The organism is Pseudoalteromonas sp. PB2-1 (genome assembly GCF_045040605.1).
Classification (GTDB): Bacteria; Pseudomonadota; Gammaproteobacteria; order Enterobacterales; family Alteromonadaceae; genus Pseudoalteromonas; species Pseudoalteromonas arabiensis.
Genome location: NZ_CP090668.1, coordinates 578961 through 600711 on the forward strand (window position 1 = coordinate 578961; position 21751 = coordinate 600711).

Annotated in this window: 19 protein-coding genes; 12 read left to right on the forward strand and 7 right to left on the reverse strand. The window is 39.5% G+C overall.

Annotated elements, in window-relative coordinates; genetic code table 11:
* Positions 1-20 precede the first annotated feature (20 nt).
* Positions 21-299: a peptidylprolyl isomerase PpiC gene (gene ppiC / locus L0Z67_RS19560; protein WP_392353296.1), complete on the forward strand. Its 279-nt coding sequence runs from the start codon at positions 21-23 to the stop codon at positions 297-299.
* Positions 300-363: 64 nt separating this feature from the next.
* On the opposite strand, the gene L0Z67_RS19565 is transcribed toward ppiC, so the two are convergent.
* Positions 364-957, reverse strand: a complete 594-nt coding sequence (locus L0Z67_RS19565) for a hypothetical protein (RefSeq protein ID WP_237115608.1) — start codon at positions 955-957, stop codon at positions 364-366.
* A 485-nt stretch (positions 958-1442) separates the two neighbouring features.
* Between L0Z67_RS19565 and L0Z67_RS19570 the strand changes: the two genes are divergently transcribed.
* Positions 1443-1910: a hypothetical protein gene (locus L0Z67_RS19570; protein WP_237115607.1), complete on the forward strand. Its 468-nt coding sequence runs from the start codon at positions 1443-1445 to the stop codon at positions 1908-1910.
* Between the two features lie 28 nt (positions 1911-1938).
* A complete protein-coding gene (locus tag L0Z67_RS19575) occupies positions 1939-2160 on the forward strand; it encodes a hypothetical protein (RefSeq protein ID WP_341804809.1) in 222 nt (73 codons plus the stop codon).
* Positions 2161-2370: 210 nt separating this feature from the next.
* Here L0Z67_RS19575 and L0Z67_RS19580 read toward each other — a convergent pair whose 3' ends face one another.
* Together L0Z67_RS19580 and L0Z67_RS19585 are read right to left on the reverse strand one after the other, a co-directional pair.
* Complete coding sequence (locus tag L0Z67_RS19580; RefSeq protein WP_392353300.1) at positions 2371-3777, reverse strand: YfcC family protein; 1407 nt, start codon at positions 3775-3777, stop codon at positions 2371-2373.
* A gap of 160 nt (positions 3778-3937) precedes the next feature.
* A complete protein-coding gene (locus L0Z67_RS19585; protein WP_392353301.1) occupies positions 3938-5158 on the reverse strand; it encodes a M24 family metallopeptidase in 1221 nt (406 codons plus the stop codon).
* Between the two features lie 129 nt (positions 5159-5287).
* On the opposite strand from L0Z67_RS19585, the gene L0Z67_RS19590 reads away from it, so the two are divergent.
* Positions 5288-6367, forward strand: coding sequence for a M24 family metallopeptidase (locus tag L0Z67_RS19590; RefSeq protein ID WP_392353303.1), 1080 nt, complete (start codon positions 5288-5290; stop codon positions 6365-6367).
* 3 nt (positions 6368-6370) lie between these two features.
* Here the strand turns inward: L0Z67_RS19590 and L0Z67_RS19595 are convergent, their stop codons facing one another.
* Both L0Z67_RS19595 and L0Z67_RS19600 read right to left on the reverse strand, forming a co-directional pair.
* Positions 6371-6979, reverse strand: coding sequence for a flavin reductase family protein (locus tag L0Z67_RS19595; RefSeq protein WP_392353305.1), 609 nt, complete (start codon positions 6977-6979; stop codon positions 6371-6373).
* Positions 6980-6990: 11 nt separating this feature from the next.
* On the reverse strand, positions 6991-7737 hold the full coding sequence (locus L0Z67_RS19600; RefSeq protein ID WP_392353307.1) for an SDR family NAD(P)-dependent oxidoreductase: 747 nt from the start codon (positions 7735-7737) through the stop codon (positions 6991-6993).
* A gap of 423 nt (positions 7738-8160) precedes the next feature.
* Between L0Z67_RS19600 and ppc the strand changes: the two genes are divergently transcribed.
* Positions 8161-10806, forward strand: coding sequence for a phosphoenolpyruvate carboxylase (gene ppc / locus L0Z67_RS19605; RefSeq protein ID WP_392353309.1), 2646 nt, complete (start codon positions 8161-8163; stop codon positions 10804-10806).
* Here the strand turns inward: ppc and L0Z67_RS19610 are convergent.
* The gene (locus L0Z67_RS19610) at positions 10803-12851 is read right to left on the reverse strand and encodes a tetratricopeptide repeat protein (RefSeq protein WP_392353311.1); all 2049 of its coding nucleotides are present in this window, start codon (positions 12849-12851) and stop codon (positions 10803-10805) included. The genes ppc and L0Z67_RS19610 overlap by 4 nt on opposite strands.
* 339 nt (positions 12852-13190) lie before the next feature.
* On the opposite strand from L0Z67_RS19610, the gene L0Z67_RS19615 reads away from it, so the two are divergent.
* Positions 13191-13559 carry a hypothetical protein gene (locus L0Z67_RS19615; RefSeq protein ID WP_237115598.1) on the forward strand — a complete coding sequence of 123 codons (369 nt, stop codon included), beginning with the start codon at positions 13191-13193 and terminating at the stop codon, positions 13557-13559.
* Between the two features lie 117 nt (positions 13560-13676).
* Positions 13677-14606 carry a cytidine deaminase gene (gene cdd / locus L0Z67_RS19620; RefSeq protein ID WP_237127470.1) on the forward strand — a complete coding sequence of 310 codons (930 nt, stop codon included), beginning with the start codon at positions 13677-13679 and terminating at the stop codon, positions 14604-14606.
* Here the strand turns inward: cdd and udp are convergent.
* Complete coding sequence (gene udp, locus L0Z67_RS19625) at positions 14595-15350, reverse strand: uridine phosphorylase (protein ID WP_062567943.1); 756 nt, start codon at positions 15348-15350, stop codon at positions 14595-14597. The two genes, cdd and udp, sit on opposite strands and share 12 nt — an antisense overlap.
* A 142-nt stretch (positions 15351-15492) precedes the next feature.
* On the opposite strand from udp, the gene L0Z67_RS19630 reads away from it, so the two are divergent.
* From L0Z67_RS19630 to L0Z67_RS19650, 5 genes are all read left to right on the forward strand, one after another.
* Positions 15493-16272, forward strand: a complete 780-nt coding sequence (locus tag L0Z67_RS19630) for a DUF2189 domain-containing protein (protein WP_062567942.1) — start codon at positions 15493-15495, stop codon at positions 16270-16272.
* Positions 16273-16563: 291 nt separating this feature from the next.
* The gene (locus L0Z67_RS19635; RefSeq protein ID WP_062567941.1) at positions 16564-17673 is read left to right on the forward strand and encodes an arginase family protein; all 1110 of its coding nucleotides are present in this window, start codon (positions 16564-16566) and stop codon (positions 17671-17673) included.
* 129 nt (positions 17674-17802) lie between these two features.
* A complete protein-coding gene (locus L0Z67_RS19640) occupies positions 17803-18501 on the forward strand; it encodes an ABC transporter substrate-binding protein (protein WP_062567940.1) in 699 nt (232 codons plus the stop codon).
* A gap of 190 nt (positions 18502-18691) precedes the next feature.
* The gene (locus L0Z67_RS19645) at positions 18692-19984 is read left to right on the forward strand and encodes a hemolysin family protein (RefSeq protein WP_062567939.1); all 1293 of its coding nucleotides are present in this window, start codon (positions 18692-18694) and stop codon (positions 19982-19984) included.
* 78 nt (positions 19985-20062) lie between these two features.
* On the forward strand, positions 20063-21718 hold the full coding sequence (locus tag L0Z67_RS19650; protein WP_392353316.1) for a cyanophycinase: 1656 nt from the start codon (positions 20063-20065) through the stop codon (positions 21716-21718).
* The last annotated feature ends 33 nt before the right edge of the window (positions 21719-21751 follow it).

The window sequence follows — 21751 nt, forward strand, 5'->3', positions numbered from 1 at the left end:
TTAAATTTTTGAGATCTCCCATGGCAAATACAGCGCACGCACTGCACATTTTAGTTAAACACAAAGAACAAGCTGAAGACATTATCAAGCAACTTAAAAAGGGTGCTAAATTTCAGACGCTAGCTAAAAAACATTCAACCTGTCCGTCAGGTAAAAAAGGTGGCGACTTGGGTGAATTTAGACGTGGTCAAATGGTGCCACAGTTTGACAAAGTAGCATTCAGCAGCGAAATCTTAGAGCCACATTTAGTGAAAACTCGCTTTGGCTGGCACGTAATTAAAGTGCTGTATAGAACGTAAAGTTTAAAGCTTTAGGTTTTATGCATTTAAGCAGGCTGTTCTTGTTACGTTTAAAGTGGCTTTGTTAGGTTTTGTGGGCTAGCACAAGGATGTCGGGGCTATTAATAAACTCCCAAGCTAATTGCCTCAGAAGGCATGGCCACATTTCACTAAAGTTACTTTGGATTTCACTCCCGAGTTGAATGCTAATACCAGCTTCACCTTCTTGTAGTTTTTGATACTTTTGAGGAAGTTTATCTACATGAGCTCCCCCATCTTTATTTGCTGCAATTAAAACAAAATCTTTCCTAGTAAAAGCTCCTAGTTCAGGCATTGCAAACACAACTTCGTTCCACCATTCGTCAACACTAATTTCTTTGTCATAATGTATCCTATGTAAGTTTGGAACGAGACGATTTATATTTCCGGTGGACATAATTCCAGTTAAAGAAAACCCAAAGCTTTTCACTCCGTCAAAAAATGCAGAAGTAGATCTAATTTTTAAGATTTCTTTTTTTTCCATTAATTTAAGCAGAGAAGTAGAGTTTTTCGTATCGTGTACTAATACCCTTAAACAAGTAGCTATCCTAACAGCCTCATTTGTTTTTCCGAGATCAAACAGTGCAGATGAGTTTTCAATAAATTCGTATTGCTTTTTAAAGTGATGGGACAATGTCATAAGAAACCTAACAGCTTTATCAGGGGACATTTTCTCTATTTTTACGGGAAACGTCCTTATTTCATGAGCTTCTATTATTAGCAAATAGTGTTATTTATTGCCAGCTATAAATATTATATTTACTGTGGGTTATTTCACTATGTAAAAAAGGGTTTGTAGCTTAGCTAGTGTTATGTATGCTTTCCCTGCATTACTTAACGCTTATTATGTATTAAATTTTCATTAATAAGCAATTATATTTTCAATGCTTTAGTCAATCTATTAAATATATTATTGACCCGCCCTAGTTTGTATGGTAATCAGTTTGAACAGAGTGAAAACAGTTGGCCATCGCTTCGCGATTAAAGCTAACCATTTTTTATCCGCTTAACGAGTGTTTAGCTCTACTAGGGACGGTATAAGTATTATTTAGTGTCTAATAAATACTAAAATTTTAGCTGCAGCGCTAAGTATCATGCTCATGATAAATGTAAAAAGGAGATAACATGGAAAGTACTACATTGTTAAAGGATATTTTGTTAGATAAGGGACAAATCCATAAATATTACGAGGGAATGGTTCCTGTAAATTTATGGAGAGGGTTAAATGTCAAAAAAAATATGGAGTTATTCGAATTAATTGAAGACGACGTTATTTTATCAAACGGTCGTCCGAGACCTGCGGATATTAGTGTAATCGGTGAAGGTGCAAACGCTAAGATTAATGTTAAAGAAAGTCCTAGAGGCATAAGTACATTTGATAAGCCTGGTATTCCTCAAGGCCCTAATTGGGAACACTATAGAATATCTGCTGGGACACCCTTACCAAAGGGGTTAGCTATTATAAAAGATAACTACAACTCAAGGTTAGGCGCCTATCATTATACAATCGCCCCAGCATATAATATGCCTTTAACTGTATTTAAACTTTTACTTAATCAGTTGGCAAAATCAGTTGTTAAAGAGGTTGCATAAGATGAAAATACCTAAAGCATATGTTCCAATGCTTTTATCTGCGATACGAGATTCTGTTTTATATAACGAGCAATTATTAAAAAGTGAAACTCTACGTGACCGTGATGATTATGAAGAGCATTATGTTCATCTAACTCAGTTCTTCGAATATTTAAAAGAAGAGTATGTACTTAATGAAGAACAATACGGTTTAAAACTAGAGCAGATTCTCCCAGAAGAAGTGCCTAACAAGCAAGTTAGTAAGGACTAAAATAGTTGGTTGCTGTTGACAAGGTGATAGTTACTCAATGGAGTGTATGGATATAAATTGGGTTAAAATTTTTGATGGTGGTTGTTTATATTGAAAAATTTAGCTTACAGTTATGGGCTCTCCAAAGAATCTATACACCTGCTCGCAGCATTTCCTCTAGTCAATACACAACAAAAAAGCGCCTAGGGCGCTTTTTTAAAATCAACTAAGTTAATTTAGTGTGGGCTGCACATCTAAGCCATAGCCAAACATTACAGCTAATACTAATACAACTGACGCTGCGACCATCAGTTTAATCAGCAGTGGTAAACAGAATCTGAACCAATGTCCGTAAGGCACACCTGCCATACCTAAAATACCCATAAGTACGGCGTTGGTCGGAATGATCATATTGGAAAAGCCATCACCAAATTGATAAGCAAGCACGGCAACTTGTCTTGGTACACCCACTAAATCACCCAGCGGGGCCATGAGTGGCATGGTGACATAAGCTTGCCCTGAACCAGAAGGAATAAAGGTATTAAGCAGGGTTTGAATAACCAACATGCCAATTGCAGATATTTCTGCTGATACATAAGATAGCGGTAACGACATGCCATGTACCAAGCTATGGAGGATTTGACCGTCTTCTAAAATAAGTGCGATACCGCGTGCTACACCGATTAAGACTGCGGTTGTAACAAGATCAGACACGCCCTCTATAAATTTGTTTGCTGCTTCATCAGCAGAGAGTTTGCCTAAAATGGAGACAACCACACCCCAAGCAATAAAAACACCGCCTAGTTCGTATAAGTACCAGCCCTTAGTTGCGATGCCCCATACTGCAATTGCAAGGGTAATAATAAAGCTGCCTAAAATAAGTTTATGGCGCAGGGCAAGTGCTGGGTAACTGGTGGCTGTTTGATTTTCAAGTGGGCAAGGTACGCCAATCATCATTGATTTAGAGGGATCGTTAGCTACCTTTTTGGTGTATTGCCAAACATGATGAAAACCTATTAGCACAAATGGAATAAATATAGCTAAACGTAACCACAACCCAGAATAAACTGGAATACCTGCAATTTGCTGTGCGATTAATACGGTAAATGGGTTAAATGCCGATACACCATAACCAATACCATAACCTGCGACTATCATACCTACAGCGGTCATAGCATCTAAGCGCATTGCTTTACAAAGCGCGACGAGAATAATAACAAAGGGAATGTATTCACCGGCGGTACCAATACTGCTTGATGCTAAAGCAAAGCAAAATACCACCATAAAGATTAATCGTTGCGGCTTTTTACCGTGGCGCTCTAAAAGCCTACCAATAAGTGCATCGACTGTACCTGTGGCACGTGCAACAGCTAATACGCCGCCAACAATTAACACAAAGAAAATAACATCTTGAGCAGCAGCAAACGCGCGGGGGATGGCTTGTAATAAATCCCAGGGGGTTAAGTAATGGCGCTCAGCAACCGTTTGATAAGTGCCAGCAACGACCATTTCGCGACCAGATTCACTGAGTGTTGTGGTGAAAAAACCTTGTGGTACTAGCCAAGTAGCAATAAGTGCAATGACCATCATACTTAGCAGTAAGATAAGCGTATGCGGGACTTTAAAACGTAAACCCATTTATTCTCCGTAATTATATGTGGTATTTAGGTTAAATTCTTAAAATCATAACATAATAAAAGCGGTTAGGTTGTCTCTAAAATGTTCACACTGTTAAAGAATGTAATAATTCAGATACAAAAAAGGCCAGAACACTGGCCTTTTAAAAGTTATTTTAATTTTATTTAGTCAAACCAAATGGGTCATCGATGCTATGAGCGGGTTCGGTAAACCAACGCGGGCCTTCGTCTGTCATATAAAAGTGATCTTCTAGGCGAATACCAAACTCATCCGGTATTACAAGCATAGGCTCATTACTAAAACACATGCCTGCAGCGAGTGGGGTAGGGTTACCACCGACCAGGTATGGCCATTCATGAATGTCTAAACCAATGCCATGGCCGGTTCTATGTGGACAGCCAGGTGTTTGATACTCTGGCCCCATGCCATTTTCGGCTAGGTACTGTCTTGCTGCATCATCTACTTTGCCACATGGTTCACCAATTTTTGCGGCAGCAAAAGCGGCAAGTTGGGCATTTTTCTCGTGTTGCCAAAACATACGTTGACGTTCGTTGGCTTCACCAAATACATACGTACGGGTAATGTCAGAGAGGTAATCATGTATTTTACAGCCAGTATCAATCAGTACCACATCACCTTTTTTGAGGGTTTGCGGGTTTTTAACGCCATGCGGGAAAGATGACGCAACACCAAACAGCACAATACAAAAATAGTTACCTGGTGCACCGACCTTTTGGTGGGCTTTTTTAATAAAGGCTTCGACTTCTGTGGTGGTAATGCCTTCATAAAGCATACTTGCCGTTGCTTTATGTACTTCTAAAGTCATATCCATAGCACGTTGCATTAAGGCAAGTTCATTAGCCGATTTATGCATGCGGCAGTGAGCTGTTACGCACTGTGCGTTAACAATGTTGTAATCGCTGTTCGCTTTATTAATGCCATCGTAGATGAAAAACTGTGCGCTTTCATCAATACCAAGGGTGCCGTCTTTGCTAATACCCATTTCTGAAAGTACATCAACACACAACTGGTATGGGTTTTCGTGCTCTTGCCAGCCACGAATTGGGCCATCAATCACCATGAAATCGTTTAAGCTGCCGATTTCAAAAAACGGCGCTATGTATTGCACATCACCTTTAGCCGGTAAAATAGCACCCACTAAGCGCTCACTTGCGTACCAACGCATACCCGTAAAGTAGGCTAGGTTAGTACCTGCATTTAAATAAATTGCATCAATATTATTTGCTTGCATATACGCTTGTGCTTTTGCGATACGCGCATGAAATTCGTCATTTTGAATAGGGGTTAAATCTGTTGTCATATCTGACAAAGAGTCAAGCGCCTGCTCTGGCGTTTGAGTGCCAATACCGTATGTTGTCATCGTGTACTCCTTGGTTTTTTGTGCATTGTGGCTTGAGTAAACACTTGATGCAAACTCACTGCGACTAATCGCATAATATTCTTATTTATGGTTATTACTGTTAGCATGCGCAAAAAATAAGGAGCGACAATGCAAGTTAATTACTTAAAAAGACAAGCTGAATTTAAAGCCTTGCTAGCACAACACGATTACAGCGCCATGTTAGTTCTAGGTCATGAAAATATTCGTTACTTAAGTGGCTTTAGTGGTAATGCTGCTTATGCATTAATCACTCAAAATGATTGTGTGCTGATCACAGATTATCGTTACCATCAACGTGCAATCGCAGAAACAACGGGTTTTGAAGTTGTTTGTCGAGACAGAGACAACGAAACCCTTGGTCATTGTATTAATAGGCACCTTAAACCAAACAGTCATGTCGCATTTGATGCAAGTTATGTCACAGTAGCGATTTGGCAAGGTGTAGTAGATGAGCTTAACAGCCACACTCTAACAGCTGTAAACGGTTTAATAGAAAAACTAAGGCGCGTTAAAGATAGCTGGGAAGTTGCGCAAATCAAAGCGGCCGCAGCCATCGCTGATGAAGCATTAGCACAAACGTTACCTTATTTTAAACCAGGTGTGACTGAGCGAGACTTGGCCTTAGAGCTTGAATTTAGAATGCAAAAGCTAGGTTCAGAAGGAATGTCGTTTGCAACCATTATGCTGTTTGCTGAGCGCTCAGCCTTGCCCCACGGTAATCCATCAGATCAGGTTTTAAAGCAAGGAGACTTTGTAACGCTTGATTTTGGCGCGGTTGTGAATGGCTATCGCTCGGATATGACACGCAGTTACATTATTGGCGAAGCATCAGAAAAACAAACCTGTATTTATAACACGGTGCTTGATGCACAAAATGCGGCACTTGAAATGGTTAAACCAGGCATTAATTGTTTAGATTTAAATGCTATATCAAACAAGGTGATTGCTGATGCAGGCTTTGGCGAATATGCGGGTAAAGGCCTTGGTCATGGTTTAGGGCTATTTTTACATGAAGTGCCATTTATCAACACACTGACAGACTACAAGCTTGAGGTTGGCAATGTGATCACCATTGAGCCTGGCATTTATATACCAGGCTACGGCGGTGTGCGCTTAGAAGATGACATCGTTGTTACTGAAACGGGCTTTGATGTGCTGACGCATGCGCCTAAGCCATTTATAATCTAGTGCTTACTTTTTAGCATAAGCTAAGCGGGCTAAACGTTCAGTTACATGGTAACTATCGAGCCCGCTTACAGCGACAGTATCGATAGCTTCAATATCGACAAAGCCGTCTTCAGCTAGGCAATTTTCATCTAAGTGTACATCCGTTATTTCACCTATAATCAATTCAGTACCGTTAATAGCTAGGTGGTGATGTTCTTTTAAGGTAACAGCATATTTTAACCGACTGTTTGCAACAAAAGGCGCTAAAAAATCATTCAAATACTGTGTTTCTAGCCCTGTAGCATCAAACTCAGATTCTTCTTTATCATAACGTGCAGATGTTTGGTGTGCTTGATGATAAATATCTTTATTAACCTGATTAATGGTGTAACAACCTGTTGAAAGAATATTTTCAAGGGTGTGTCTCGGTACAGAGTGAGGGCGAATTATCATACCCACTAGCGGAGGATGCGCACCTAAATGAAATACTGAGCTGACGATAGCGAGGTTTGTTTGATTATGGCAATTTTGAGTACCTATTAAATTAGCGCTTTTGAACCCTGATAAACTATTAATTAAATGAGCGCGATAACGGTTTTCAAGGTTTGCAATTGCTTGTTTTGTTAAATGCATGAAGTTCCTTATTACCAATCTATGGGTTGTCCCTGCCAATCAAAATAAGCAGGGTTGTCAAAATTAGCTAAAAAGCGAGTGTCTGAAAGAAATTTAAATAACTGTTCTGATACAAACGAAGGGGTAAAGAGCTTTCCATCAGGCACGTTTCCCTGAAAAGGCTTTGATAATGGTGTATCCGTTGTGCCTGGATGGAAAAGCACACAACGATTTTGTTTGTAACGACGGCTAAGCTCAATTGCTGCTGATTTAAATAACATATTTAATGCGGCCTTTGATGCTCTGTAACTATACCAACCCCCTAAATTATTATCATTAATACTGCCTACACGGGCACTCAGTGCACAGATAACGCTTTTAGTTTTGGTATTCAATAGTCTAGAAAAGGCCGTTACGCAACGAATTGGCAGTAGCGCGTTTGTTTGCATACTATTAATAAAGTGCGTGTCAGAAATTTGTTCAAGTTTACGTTCTGGTTGGTTGTTTAGATCATGCAAAATCCCATTAAAAATAACTAACTCACTCAAAGGGATCTGTCGTTCTGTGAGTGTTTTTGCTATCGCCGATAAACTTGCTTCACTGTAATCTGTTTCAAAATGAAGGTGTTTATTGCTGTGCTTTATAGGTGGGTTGTCAGCAGCGAACTGAGGTTGTCGACTAATTGTCACTATTAGACATGACGATAAATGCTCATTGAGTGTTGTGAAATAGGCTTTTGCAATCTCACTACTTGCTCCACAAAGAATATATAGTTGCATTTTTGACCTGTTTTAAAAATTTTTGAAAAAAATTTCGTCCAAACTATCACCCACTAATAAAGTGACAGCAGCTCCTTTTCTTATAGAGCAAAGCTAAAGCGCAGAGTAAGTGAAGGGTAAAAAGTTGACCACGCGCACATCAAGGATGCCTTAACACATGGGGATTTTACCACTTTAATTGGTAAGTCCATTTTACCAATTAGCTGTATCGCAAAATACAACACTTAACCAAACTGCGTATTTATTACACTTTTATGTTGAGATATTGGTTATTCTTTTTTACGAGTTTGTTAGAAAATTCGATCTATTAAATTAACGCTGACAATGATATTAATAAAAAGGATCAGTATTTAGCGGCATTTTTGCAAGCTTAAATACTGTGCAGTAAGTACTTTCAACTTAGTTAAAGAAAGGAGTATGAGAATGAGTGAACAATACGCTGCACTTCGCGGTAATGTTAGTATGCTTGGACAAATGCTGGGTCAAACTATTAAAGATGCTCAGGGTCAAGCCATTTTAGATAAGGTAGAAGAGATTCGCGCTTTATCTAAATCGTCACGTAGTGGTAACGAAGCTGATAGGCAAGCACTTATCGATGTACTACACGCTCTCACAGATGAAGAACTATTACCGGTTGCACGCTCATTTAATCATTTTTTGAATCTTGCTAATGTTGCTGAACAATTTCATACAGTATCGCGCTTTAATGATGTTGGTTTTTGCCAACTAAACCCTCTCACTCAAACATTAAAAGCGTTAGCATCAGCGGCAAAACAAGGGCAGGTTGACCCTAATAACCTTGCGCAAACTCTCTCAAAACTCCACATAAACCTTGTACTGACAGCTCACCCAACAGAAGTGACACGTCGTACTATGATCAATAAACACGTTGAATTAAGTGATTGCTTAGCCTCGCTTGAGCGCAAAGATAATTTACCAACCGAACGTGATGAGCTTTTAAATCGCATAGAGCAGCTAATAAGCCAAGCATGGCATACCGATGATATTCGTCGCTCACGGCCAACGCCAATTGATGAAGCTAAATGGGGTTTCGCAGTCATTGAAAATAGCCTTTGGCATGCTGTGCCGCGTTTTTTACGCGAGTTTAGCCAAGATGTTAAATCTCAACTAAATCTAGAGCTACCTATTGATTATAGCCCCATTGAGTTTACTTCTTGGATGGGCGGTGACCGTGATGGTAACCCATTTGTAACCGCCGAAGTGACTCAGCAAGTGCTTGATCACGGCCGCTGGATGGCGCTTGATTTATATTCCCGTGACATTGAAACACTCAGTAATGAGCTATCCATGTCAGAAGCCAGTGATGAGCTAATAGCCCTTGCAGGGCAAGAATTTGAACCTTACCGTGCTGTTCTTAAAAAGTTAAGAAATCAAATTGTTGAAACGGTTGCCCACTTAGGGGCAAAGATCAAACAAAAGCGCACTGATGCGCAAGACTTGATCACTGACATAGCACAAATTAAGCAACCGATAGATGTCTGTTATCGCTCATTGCTTAAAAACAACATGAAAGTTGTTGCCGATGGTCTGCTATTAGATGTTTTACGCCGTGTAAATAGCTTTGGCCTGCGACTCGCTAAGCTTGATGTTCGCCAAGATTCATCTCGTCATAGTGATGTGTTTTCTGAATTAACACGTTATTTAGGTTTAGGTGATTATCATCAGTGGCAAGAAGATGACAAACAAGCGTTCTTACTTGCAGAGCTAAATTCTCGCAGGCCGCTCATTCCAAAACATTGGCAACCAAGTCCTGAAGTGAAAGAGGTTCTTGATACCTTTGATGTTATTGCAGCTCAGGACTCACAGACATTTGGTCTTTATATAATCTCAATGGCACGAACGGCATCCGATGTCTTAGCCGTACAACTCTTGCTTAAAGAGAGCGGCTGTACGTTTAATTTGCCTGTTGCCCCACTTTTTGAAACGCTTGATGACTTAAATGCAGGTAAAGATGTAATTGAATGCCTGCTAGATAACACATGGTATCGTGGTCATATTAAAAATCAGCAAAATGTCATGATTGGTTATTCTGACTCAGCAAAAGATGCGGGTATGATGGCCGCAGGCTGGGCACAATATGAAGCAATGGATAAGCTCGTTCAATTAGCAGAGCAACGCGGTATTGAGCTTGTTTTATTTCATGGTCGTGGTGGTACTGTTGGCCGTGGTGGTGCACCTGCTGCACAAGCATTGCGTTCACAACCTCCAGGTTCTTTAAAAGGGGGGTTGCGGGTAACTGAGCAAGGGGAGATGATCCGCTTTAAGTTTGGTTTACCAGCTGTTGCACTACAAAGCTTAAACATTTATGCCGGTGCAGTGCTTGAAAGTAACTTATTGCCACCACCAGAGCCTAAAAGCGAGTGGCGTGATGTTATGAAGCTTATCAGTAATGAGTCATGTGAGCATTACCGTGCAGTTGTCCGCCATGATGAAAACTTTGTACCTTACTTTAGAATGGCAACCCCAGAGCAGGAGCTATCGAAATTGCCGCTTGGCTCACGTCCTGCGAAGCGAAATCCTAATGGTGGCGTGGAAAGCTTACGTGCAATTCCGTGGATATTTGCTTGGAGTCAAAACCGCTTGATGCTGCCTGCATGGCTTGGGGCATTAACAGGGCTTAAGGCTGCGCTTGATAAGTATGGGATTGAAACACTCCACGAAATGAGCTTACAGTGGCCTTTCTTCCGTGCTCGTTTAGAGATGCTTGAAATGGTATTCAGTAAAGCTGATAGTTGGCTGAGTGCGCATTACGACGATGCATTAGTCACTGAGCAATATCGACCTCTTGGCATAAAACTGCGCCAAGAGTTAAGCGAAGCGATTGAACTTGTACAGTCACTCAGCCCACAAAAAAGCTTACTGGCAGATCAACCTTGGATTAAAGAGTCAATTGCGCTTCGTAATCCGTATACCGATCCGCTTAACTTATTACAAGTTGAGTTGTTGCGCCGCTCACGACAAGCTGATGAAAGCTCTGAGGGTGATATCGACAATGCCTTGATGATCACCATGACAGGAATCGCTGCGGGTATGCGTAATACTGGCTAATCAAATGCCTCTTGATTGTTTGTAACTAAACGAACATCTAGAGGCAGAGTAATAATAAACCGTGCGCCGTGTTCACATGACTCGGTGCATATCTCACCTTTTAAGTTATATTGAACAGCGTTGAATACCACATTCAAGCCTAAACCTAAGTGTTGCTCACCTAAGTTTGTGGTGTAAAAAGGTGTAAAAATCTCTGATAAAATTTCATCTTTAATGCCCATGCCATTATCTTGATAGATAATATCGACGTAGTCTCCATGCTCAACAAGATGCATATTAACACTGCCGTTGTCTTGGTTTTTAAAGCCATGTTCATAACTATTTATTACCAAGGTTTTAAGTACGTCTGTAATGATAGAGGGGTGCGAAACAATGGATACTTTGCTACCTGTAACAGTGTATGAGATTTGCTTACCTAAATAATTGTCTAAAAAGGAGAGTTGTTGCTTCAAATAATCAGGCAATGAAATTTCAACGGGTGGTTTATCAAGAGCAATCGATACATTGAGTGCTTTAAACTCTTCGACGATACTTGCTAGACGATTAATATTACTTATGACCAATTCTTTCGCACTGGCTGTGTTAGTAATGAATTGATGAAAACACTTGCTGGTCAGCTGCTGAGCTTTGAACTTTTCTGAGATTGATAATAAATATTCATCTATTAAAGAACTGGCAGTGACAATTGTGCCGATAGGCGTGTTTAATTGGTGCGCCATACCTGAAACCAACGCTGTCAGAGACGCTATTTTTTCAATTTCGATTAAATGCTTTTGGGTATCATGAAGTTGTTTGAGTGCATTGGCTAGCTTTTTATTTTTATTATCAATACTATGAATTGCAGCAAAAGAGCCAAATAAGATAACAATAAGGCATATCGATATAGCGATTGTCAGCTCTTTAAACGCTTTTGCTTTAGTTGCCTTGATTTGCTCCGCTTTGGTAAGTTCTGAAATTCTTACCTCTTTGGCTGCTAAGTCAGCTTCGGCGAGTGCTTTAGCAATATTTACACTGGCTTGGCGTGTTAATACGGCAGTATTAATTTCATTATATTGTTTGTAACTAGATAACGCGTTTTCCAAGTTGCCTTGTTTTTCATACAACTGAGAAGAAAACTTAGTAATATCTAATTCGGTTTTGAAATCGACATACTTATAGTTTTTTGAGCTCACTGATGTAAGTAATTCAATGGCCTTTTCCGTATTATTTTGAACGTTATAGGTGGCAGCTAAACACAAAATAGCATCCATGTATTCGTTATCGATTTTTTCTCTATTAATTAACTCGATAGCCTGAATAAGTATGGCCTCGGACTCAGATAATCGATTAGTTAAGCGAAGCACTTTTCCTTTGAGCACTAAACTTGTAGCTAAATGATTTGTAAAATTGTGTCGCTTTTGCAGGGTAATGGCTTGATCTAATATATTTAGCGCTTCAGAATAGTTTTTAAGGCCTATGAGAGAGGCTGCTATATTATTTGTCGCAAACGATTCATTGAGGTGTTGATTGTTGGCTTGCGCATAGTGCTTATAATTCTCAAAGGTTGTTAATGCTTCATCGAAACGTTCTAATTTTAAGTAGATGCTAGCAATGTTGTTTTCTGTTTGATAAACAAGGCGTTCATCCCTAGATTTAGCAAATGGCATAGCATCTCGATAGTAACTCAATGCCTCGTTGTATAATCCTAAACGAGCATAAATGCCACCGGATATATTGAAATAACCATACATTAAGCTCTTTTCATCAGAATGAGAAACCATACTTTTATATTCAACGATTGTCTCCATTGCCTGCTCTAATTCGTCATTTTCGAGCAGAAACCAAGCTTTGTAGTTGGTTACCATAATACTTTGTTCGAGCGTAAAGGCTTTATTAGTCAGCAGAAAATAGACTCGTTCAAGACCCTCTGATGGAGAGCGAGCATAGGCTTGGCGGATAGATTCCCGTAATTGAAGAAACTCTTCTTTAGACACTGTCTCTGCTTGAACCGTACTTAAGTTACCAATGAAAAGTAAGCAAATAAAAAATAAGATCCAAGCTCTCATTACACATTAATCCGTTTAATTATAAAAAACCAAAGCAACAAGCGAGGGGGGTTGATGCACAGCCTAAGTTAAGGTGAGTACTTTAAATTGTATTTAGACTGAGCGTTATCTGAAAAAGCTTATTCTTATCTGGGAAAATCCTTAGTTGCAATAAAAGTAAGTTAACTGTTAAAAGCCGTTACAAATGGCCTAACACTAGGTAGCTCTAAAGTATGGTTTTTGTTTCTGGTCAGACCTATTTAGGGTTAGGCTATTGACTCGTTAAAAGATAACACTAGAATGGCTCGGCTTTTGCCCCCATTGCTTAAGCCTTTTATAGTTTTTTTCCCGAGTTAGTTTATGTCGAACGTGTCTACTTGTATCACTTATGATACAACAACGTCATTGGTAATGATGACGTTAAGAGGGACTGCAAGTGCACAGGATGTGATTAATTTTTACCAGATAGCTCATCAATACTCATTATTATATGGGTCAGATAAAATCTTAGTTGATGTGTCAGAGTTAACCCATAATTTTGCTCCTGCTGAGTTATTCAACATTATGCCAGTGATTGCTCATTCATTAAAAAAAGCCTGTGTAGCGATCGTAGTTAGTTTTGATGGTTTTATGCATGATTTGTTTGTTCAAAAAGCGAAACGTTATAACCTACATGCCGAAAACTTTGAATGTTTTCAAAAGGCTAAAACTTGGCTGGTCGCGCAATAAATTAACTTTAATGACTGAGATATGAGGCTTGTTTTAGTTTTAGAATGACAATGAAAACCTAGTATTTCATGATGTAAACTTTTACACTGTATAGCCAATTAATAAATATAATTTGTTATGACATCAAGTAATAGAGAACATAGTCAAACAGAGCAAACGCAAGCGGTATTTAGCTTTACCGAACAACAACAAGATACACTTTTTACTGAACTTAAAACGAAGCGCGGTATTTTATCTCACAGTGACATATTGCAGCTTTGCAATGAGCACCAAGTTAGCGAATTAGAGCTTTTAAAAGCCTGCGTGCCAGTCGCTAGCCTATTTTCTGTTGCACCTATCTCTAAATTTTATGTAGGCGCAGTAGCCCTTGGAATAACAGAACAAGGTGACAGGCAATTTTATTTTGGTGCAAACGTCGAGTTCTCACATCAAGCGCTCAGCTTGGTTGTTCACGCAGAACAATCGGCGATAAATAATGCTTGGTTAAATGGTGCGTCACGTATAGTAAAAATAGCGATAAGTGACGCTCCATGCGGCTATTGTCGTCAGTTTATGAATGAGTTAAACACCGCAGACTCCCTTGACATTCATCTTCCAGAGCGTGATTTTACCCTACGCGAACTACTCCCTAATGCATTTGGCCCAAAAGATTTAGGTAACAGAGTAAGCTTATTATCTAGCGCGAGCCAAGCGGTTAACTTTATTGATATAGATAACATTGACCAAAAATTAGTTATGACAGCATCAAATTCTTATGTGCCTTATACAAGCAATTACAGTGCTGTGAAGATCGCTACCTATGAACATGGAGATTTTTATGGTGGGTATGCGGAGAATGCAGCATATAGTCCAAGCCTGTCACCTTTGCAAAGTGCATTAAGCCAACTGTATCTGGCTGGAGTCGCGTTTACTGGTGAAAATGTGGAATCGATTAGTTTGCTCGAAACACAAGGTGCAGAGAACCAATTAGAGGTGACGAAAAGCGTGCTGGCAAGTTTTGACTTCTCACCAGCATTTGAACATATTACTGTTGCTTTATCCGAGTAATTGTTTTGCAGCTTCAATAACTACGGCGACTGATTTTCTTTCAATCTCGCCGTGGTCTACATTAGGAATTTCCTGTTTAGTGCGGTTAACAAGCACCCCAGCTACACAAGCCGCACGTAACCCTAAAGCAGCGCACATAGTGAATAAGGTCGCTGATTCCATTTCATAGTTCATTACCCCCAGCTTTTGCCATTCTTCACAACTACCTTGAAAAGCGCGAGGCACATAACCCGAATGGGTATCATAGCGTTCTTGCCCCGGGTAAAAGGTGTCACTAGACGCAGTTATGCCAATGTGGAATTGAATACCTAACTCATTACAGGCATTGACCATTGCTTGTGTGGCAAAAAAGTCGGATGCAGCGGGGTAGCTAAGAGGAGCAAAATGCTGGCTTGCTCCATCCAAGCGAACTGACGCTTGGCTAATTAAAATATCACCTTCATTGATATGCGGTTGAATAGCGCCAGTCGTACCAATTCGTAAAAAGGTATTAATACCAAGTTGTGCGAGTTCTTCAACGGCTATTGATGTAGATGGACCACCAATACCAGTAGAACAAACAACTATATTGTGACCATTTAAGACACCACGGTAGACATGAAATTCACGGGTTTTTGCAAGACATTCAGGATCATCTAAAAGAGAAGAAATACGTGCAGAACGATCTGGATCCCCAGGCACAATTGCAAGAGTTGCACCTTTTAAGTCGTCACGTGTTAGTCCTAAGTGAAATACCTTTTCCATTTTTGAACCTTATTTTTAGCTAAAGCGTAATACTTTATATATCTGCTGCGAATGTACAGGACAGATGTCCTGCAGTGCGATTGTTGCAAGAATCGAGCAGATAACCTAAACCTTAATAGATAATGATAAATGAGGATATACTATGCCTGCTTCATCTTCTATGAGTAAACATCAACAATTTGCTCGTTGTTTACAAAGCACTCAAATTTCTGCGATGGCCCCCTTTCACTGGTTGGCGTTGGCGTTTAAAGACATCGCAAATGCACCGATACTCAGTTTAGTCTATGGGTTAGTTTTTACCCTGATACCTGCTGCGATTATGTTTTTTGTATACAGGTTCGACACGCATTTGGTTATTTTACCTGCCGTGGTTGGTTTTGCATTAGTGGGGCCTGCATTTGCTGCTGGGCTGTATGACGTTGCGTGGGAGCTAGAAAAAGGCCATAAACCGACACTACTACACAGCGTAAAGTCGATGTTTAGGAACCCTGCTGGGGAGTGGGGGTTTGCCGTTTTACTCATGGTGATCATGATAGTGTGGATGCGATTGGCAGCGCTTATTCATGCTTTATACCCTAATGTGGTTAATCCAAGCTTTGAACAGTTATCAGCTTTTTTAACATTGGGTAGTATTGTCGGTGGAATACTCCTAGTCACTGTTTTCGCCATTTCAGCATTCGCGCCTCAAATAATGATGGAGCGTCGGGTAGATATCATGACTGCAGTTATTTCCTCTATTAGTGCAGTAAAAAATAACGTGGGCGCCATGATTGTCTGGGCTGCATTAATTTTGTGTTTAGTGTTCGTTGGTTTTATAACGGGCACGGCTGGTTTTATTGTAATCATGCCACTACTTAGTTATGCAAGCTGGCACGCCTACATTGCCGTCATCAAAACCAAAAAGCCGAGAGGCTACGAATAATGAGTATTCACTCTGATTGAATATTAATTTAACGCAGCAACTTGACAAGTTGCTGCAAAGTTTGACTTTAAAATTCCCCATGTTATATCTGCCAAAAGCAAGGTGCTTATGCTCGAGATAAGCCACCAAAATCCTTCTGTTTTGAAAAAGAACTTCAATTATATCAATTGTTTGTTTTTTCAAGTTTTATTATCTTTTACCTTTGATTGAGTTGAACATAGTTAAAAGTAAAGGAGAGTGTAATTTTTTAAATTACGCATGAATATGCAGATACTTACCAGCGGAGTGAAAATGAGTAACACACAAAAAGCGTTCCATGAAAAATTAAGCCAGTGCTTATGCCCACCAGGTGATGGTGTTTTTACAGTTAATACGGCAAAGGAACGAAAAGATGCATTACGTACCAAGCTTTATGGGCAAACTGATAACGTTGATGTGCTTTGGAAAGAGTCACTTGAAACACTGGCTGATTCTGAGCACAAAGCCGTTATTTTGGGTATTAGCTCTGATTGTGGTGGTGGTATTTTACGAGGCGCTAACTGGGGCCCGTTATTTTTACGTTCAACCTTAATCGATCAACAGCCACAAGCACGTGCTTTTGATCTTGGTGATGTACGTGTTATCCCTCATTTACTGCACGATAAATATTTAAACGATGCGACAATCACTAACTGTCAAAAGGCGCTATACGCAGACGAAAACAGTGAATACCACGTATCACCTTTGTCGATTACAGAAGATGTGTGTGATGGTTTTTACGCTAACTACCCAGACAAAGGAATTTTCGGTATTGGCGGTGACCATTCAATCAGTTACCCATTAACAAAAGCATATTTAAAAGCAAAACGTGATGCAGGTAAGCGCACGGCAATTATTCACTTTGATGCACATACTGACTTATTAGTTGAACGCTTAGGTATTGATTTATGTTTTGGCTCATGGTGTACGCATATTCTTGAGTATTTACCTTCACCGCGTAATTTAATTCAGTTTGGTATTCGTTCGAGTGGTAAACCGAAAGAGCATTGGGAATCAACGTTTGGTGTTAAACAGCATTGGGCTCATGAAATCTTAGAACGTGGCGCGCAAGCTGTCGCAGAGGAAGTAATTGCACAACTTAAAGCCGATAATATCGATGAGCTGTATGTTAGCTTTGATATTGACGCATTAGATGAAAGCTTTGCATCAGCGACCGGCACGCCAGAAGCGGGTGGATTAACGCCGCAGCATGCACTTGATATCTTAGTTGCTATTGCTGATGAGTTTCCGATAACGGGGGCAGATATGATGGAAATAGCGCCATTCACAGATAGCTCTTTAATTGGTCAAACAAGTTCTGAGACGACGCTTCGTGAAGGGGCAAAGATCTCAGCTTTCTTAATTAACGCCATAAATAAGTAACTGGTTTAGGTGAAAGGCTTACTTTGGCCTTTCACCTATCATTGGGTACTTTAAATTTTATTTCCAAATCTTACACTTCAGACTATATTTATATAAAAAATAATTATAACTTTTTGGTATAGTCTATTTATGCTCAAACCTATTATTCTATCACTTGCTTTGCTGTTGCAACCTTGCTTTGCAGCAATCACCGTTGTGACAGAAAATCTTCCTAGTTTTCAGTATCAGAATGCGCAAGGTGTTCTTGTAGGTACTGTGGTCGAAGAAGTAACTACCGCTTTAAAGAAAAGTGGTGTTGAGTATACCTTATCAGTAAATGCATGGCCCATATCATATAATGCCGCATTACGAGATGAAAAAACGTGTATATTCTCCATTGCTAGATTACCAAGTAGAGAGGATAAGTTTAGCTGGATTGCAAAGCTAGGTAATTTCACCGCTTCTTTTTATAGTTTTAAGTCGCAACAGGTTCAAATTGAAAACCTAGAGCAAGCAAAAAAATATCGAATAGCCGTCTTAAAAGACAACTACAGCCACGTATATTTGTCTGAACATGGTTTTAATGAACAAAATCAGCTGATTTTGCTAGATAGCTTTGAGAACATTTATGATGTTCTCAAAAGCCGCCGCTCTAGCATTGATATGGTTGTACTTAGCGATGAACAATTTAATTATGAGCTTAAAAAAGATAAAACCCTCTCATTGCTAAAAGCTATTTATAAAATTCCTGCCGATTATCAAGATTTGTACTTTGCTTGTAATAAAAATCTTGAGAGCACCACCTTAGAAAAATTAACTCACGCCTTTTCATCGAACCAAGCAAAATAGGCTTGTTGATTATAGTAAACTAGCTATAATCAGCTGCTTTTTGAACAATTTTGCTAACCCAAATAACCGATTTTCTAGTGTTAAACATTTTAAATGTAGGCCAGTTTAATCAGGTTACTCAGCGCCAAAACGTGCGAAAAGTATTATGCATTGAAAAGTTCAATGCGCCTGTTTTTTTAGGAGTTTTAAAATGAGTGATCTGCTCGTTATTGTTTTCTTAATTTTCATAAGTGCATTATTTGCGATGAGCGAAATTGCCATTGCAGCTTCACGGAAAATTAAATTACGAGTCATGGTTGATGAAGGGAATAACAAAGCCCAAGCGGTTCTCGCTTTACAGGAAAACCCAGGGGCATTTTTTGCAATGATTCAAATTTCTTTGAACGCGATTGCAATTCTTGGTGGTATTGTCGGTGAGCAGGCATTGTCACCTTATATTGAGCAAATCCTTGTGATGATTTACCAAGGTCCTTTGCTTAGTCAAATTAGTTTTTTGATTTCGTTTTTAAGTATTACTTCTTTATTTATTTTATTTGCTGATTTATTACCAAAACGTTTAGCGATGATTATGCCTGAAGCTGTCGCTGTCAGAGTCGTGTCAATTATGCGTTGGGTCACATTTGCTTTAACGCCGTTTGTTATGTTTTTTAATGGTACAACGAATGCGATTTTGCGTGCTTTTAAGGTGCCTGCTGAACGTGAGGATATTGTTACTACCGAAGATATTGTTGCGATGATGGAAGCGGGTGCTGAATATGGCAGTCTTCAGCAACAAGAATATCAATTGATTGGTAATGTGTTTGATTTAGAAGCGCGCTTTTTATCCAGTGTGATGACACCAAGGGATCAGATTGTTTATTTTGATGTTAGGGCAGATGCACAAGAGGTGGCAACAAAAATTATTGAGCATCCACATAATCACTTTTTAGTCTGTGACGGTAGTTTAGATAAATTAATTGGCTCTGTTGAGTCCAAAGATATCCTTCGTAAAGTGCTCAAAGGGCAAAACGCTGAAATTGACAGCGAACTTATTACCCGTGATGTCTTCTACTTACCAGAAACCTTGAGCCTTTCAGAAGCACTTAATACCTTTAAAAAAGCAGCAGAACCATTTGCGGTTGTAGTAAATGAGTATGCGTTAATGGTGGGGATTGTCACTGTTAAAGATTTAATGAGAGGGTTTATGGGCGACTTGATCACTCACCAAGGTGAAGAGTTGATTATTAAACGTGATAATTCCTCTTGGCTGGTGGATGGCCTTACACCCGTAGTTGAACTCGCTAAGGTTCTTGAGATTGAAGAGTTTCCTGAGCAATCTCATTATGAAACCGTCGCAGGATTTTTGATTTACACTATGAAACGTTTACCTAAGCGGGCAGAGTTTATCAATTTTGCCGGATACAAGTTTGAGATAGTTGACGTCGAAGGTGTGAAAATCGAACAGTTAATTGTTTCTCGAGTGACTGAAAGTGAAGGCGCGTAAGCGCCTTCGTCATTATTTTAAGTGCAATGAAAAATCTGTATACTGCGGCTTAGCTCCTTTAATACTAAAAGATTTTTTATGTTTCTTTTTAAAACCTTATCTCGTATTTTTCTGACTACATTTATAGCTTGTTTATCGATTTCAAGTTTTGCACAATCATCAAAAAATCAAACCTTAGTAATGGTTGGTGGTGCCCTTAACGTATGCAGTAGTGTCAATGCTCATCACTGTACCAATCAAAACGAGCTACAAGGTAAACAAGCTGCTCAATTTAAGATCACAGAGCGTGCTTTAACAGAATTAAAAAACGCATGGCCGAGTGCTAACGAATCACACCGTAAACGAGTAATACAGGTACTCAGCAAGTTGGCTAAAAGTAATTCAGAGTCAGTGACTAAGTCAGCTTTGTTATGGACGTGGCGTGATATTGACAATGAAAGCTTGAGTGAGCTTGATAGCCATGAGTTTAATTTTATATTGGATATGCTCGAAGTCGCTGTTCTCGATTCTAATGGGAATAGACTAAAAGAGCAGGTTTTTAATGATCTTAACCTAGAAAAGGCGAACTCAGATATTGTTGATTTTGTTGGAGCAAGTATAAAAGTCTCAAGCCAAACACCTAAAGTGCTTGTTGTTACAGCATCAAGTCGTGACCCATATGCTGCAGCAGATTTTTACCAGTCGCTTTTTGAAAATAAGGGAATTAAAACAGAGTGGCTTGCTTTAACACCAGCCTCAGCGTTTGCTATGACACATAATCAATGCGCTGATTTAAAGAATATACGTCAAGCAAAAATGCATGTTTATAATCGTGAACAAGTCTACACAGATAGGGTGTTAGCTGAACAAGCTTTGTGTGATGCTGGCATTAAAACTGTACGGGAAAAAATCCAGTCGGCAACGGCGGTGATCTTTAACGATGAACAGCAAACAAACCTGCAACAAGTTTTGTTCGATAACAACGGCAAGAAACTACCTTGGTTTGATGATTTGCAATCTCGTCCAGTGATTATGTCAACTGGAGTAAGTAGTTTATTACAAGCAGGTGGTCAGAATGCATTCGGTTCTGTGCCTAGCATAATTAGTGGTGACGGTATTACTTCACTGAGAAACAAGCCCATACAGCAAGCATGTACGGGCTGTGTGAGCGAGCAAGCAACAGGTGAACTTATTTACTCGTCTACTGGTGGACTCGGAACATTCAATTACGGCCCTGTTGATAGTCAATTTAGTAAAAATAATCGTATGCCCAGGTTAATCAGCATTTTAAATGCAACAGGCCAGCGAAATGGCTTTGGAATTGATGAAGCAACCGCTCTTGTTATGATCCATTCAACTGATACTCGTTTAATGACCGTTATTGGTCGAAGTGGTGTAACGCATATACAGTCACAGGGTGAAAATAAAGGTCTCATAGACTATTGGCCAACGGGGGCTGTCATCGATATTAAGGGCAATGATTTTACTTTATCAAAAAGCTCTACAGATAAGGCGTTAGCTACAATCAAAATTCCACCATTACCCATGCAGCGATTTGGAAATATTTTTGAAGCTGAAAAATTGCGTTCTTTATTGCAAGCTATTTGCTTAACACAAGAAAAGCAAGCGGTAGCGCAACAAGACGAGTTTTTACTTGCTTTTAATGCAGATAAAAACACTGAGTATCATCGTCTTAATAATTCACAAACAGGCTGTGCTGTAAGCAACCTGGCATTCTCTATTGAGACCTTTTAGTTATTAAAACTTAATGCCTGTATAGATTTTGTT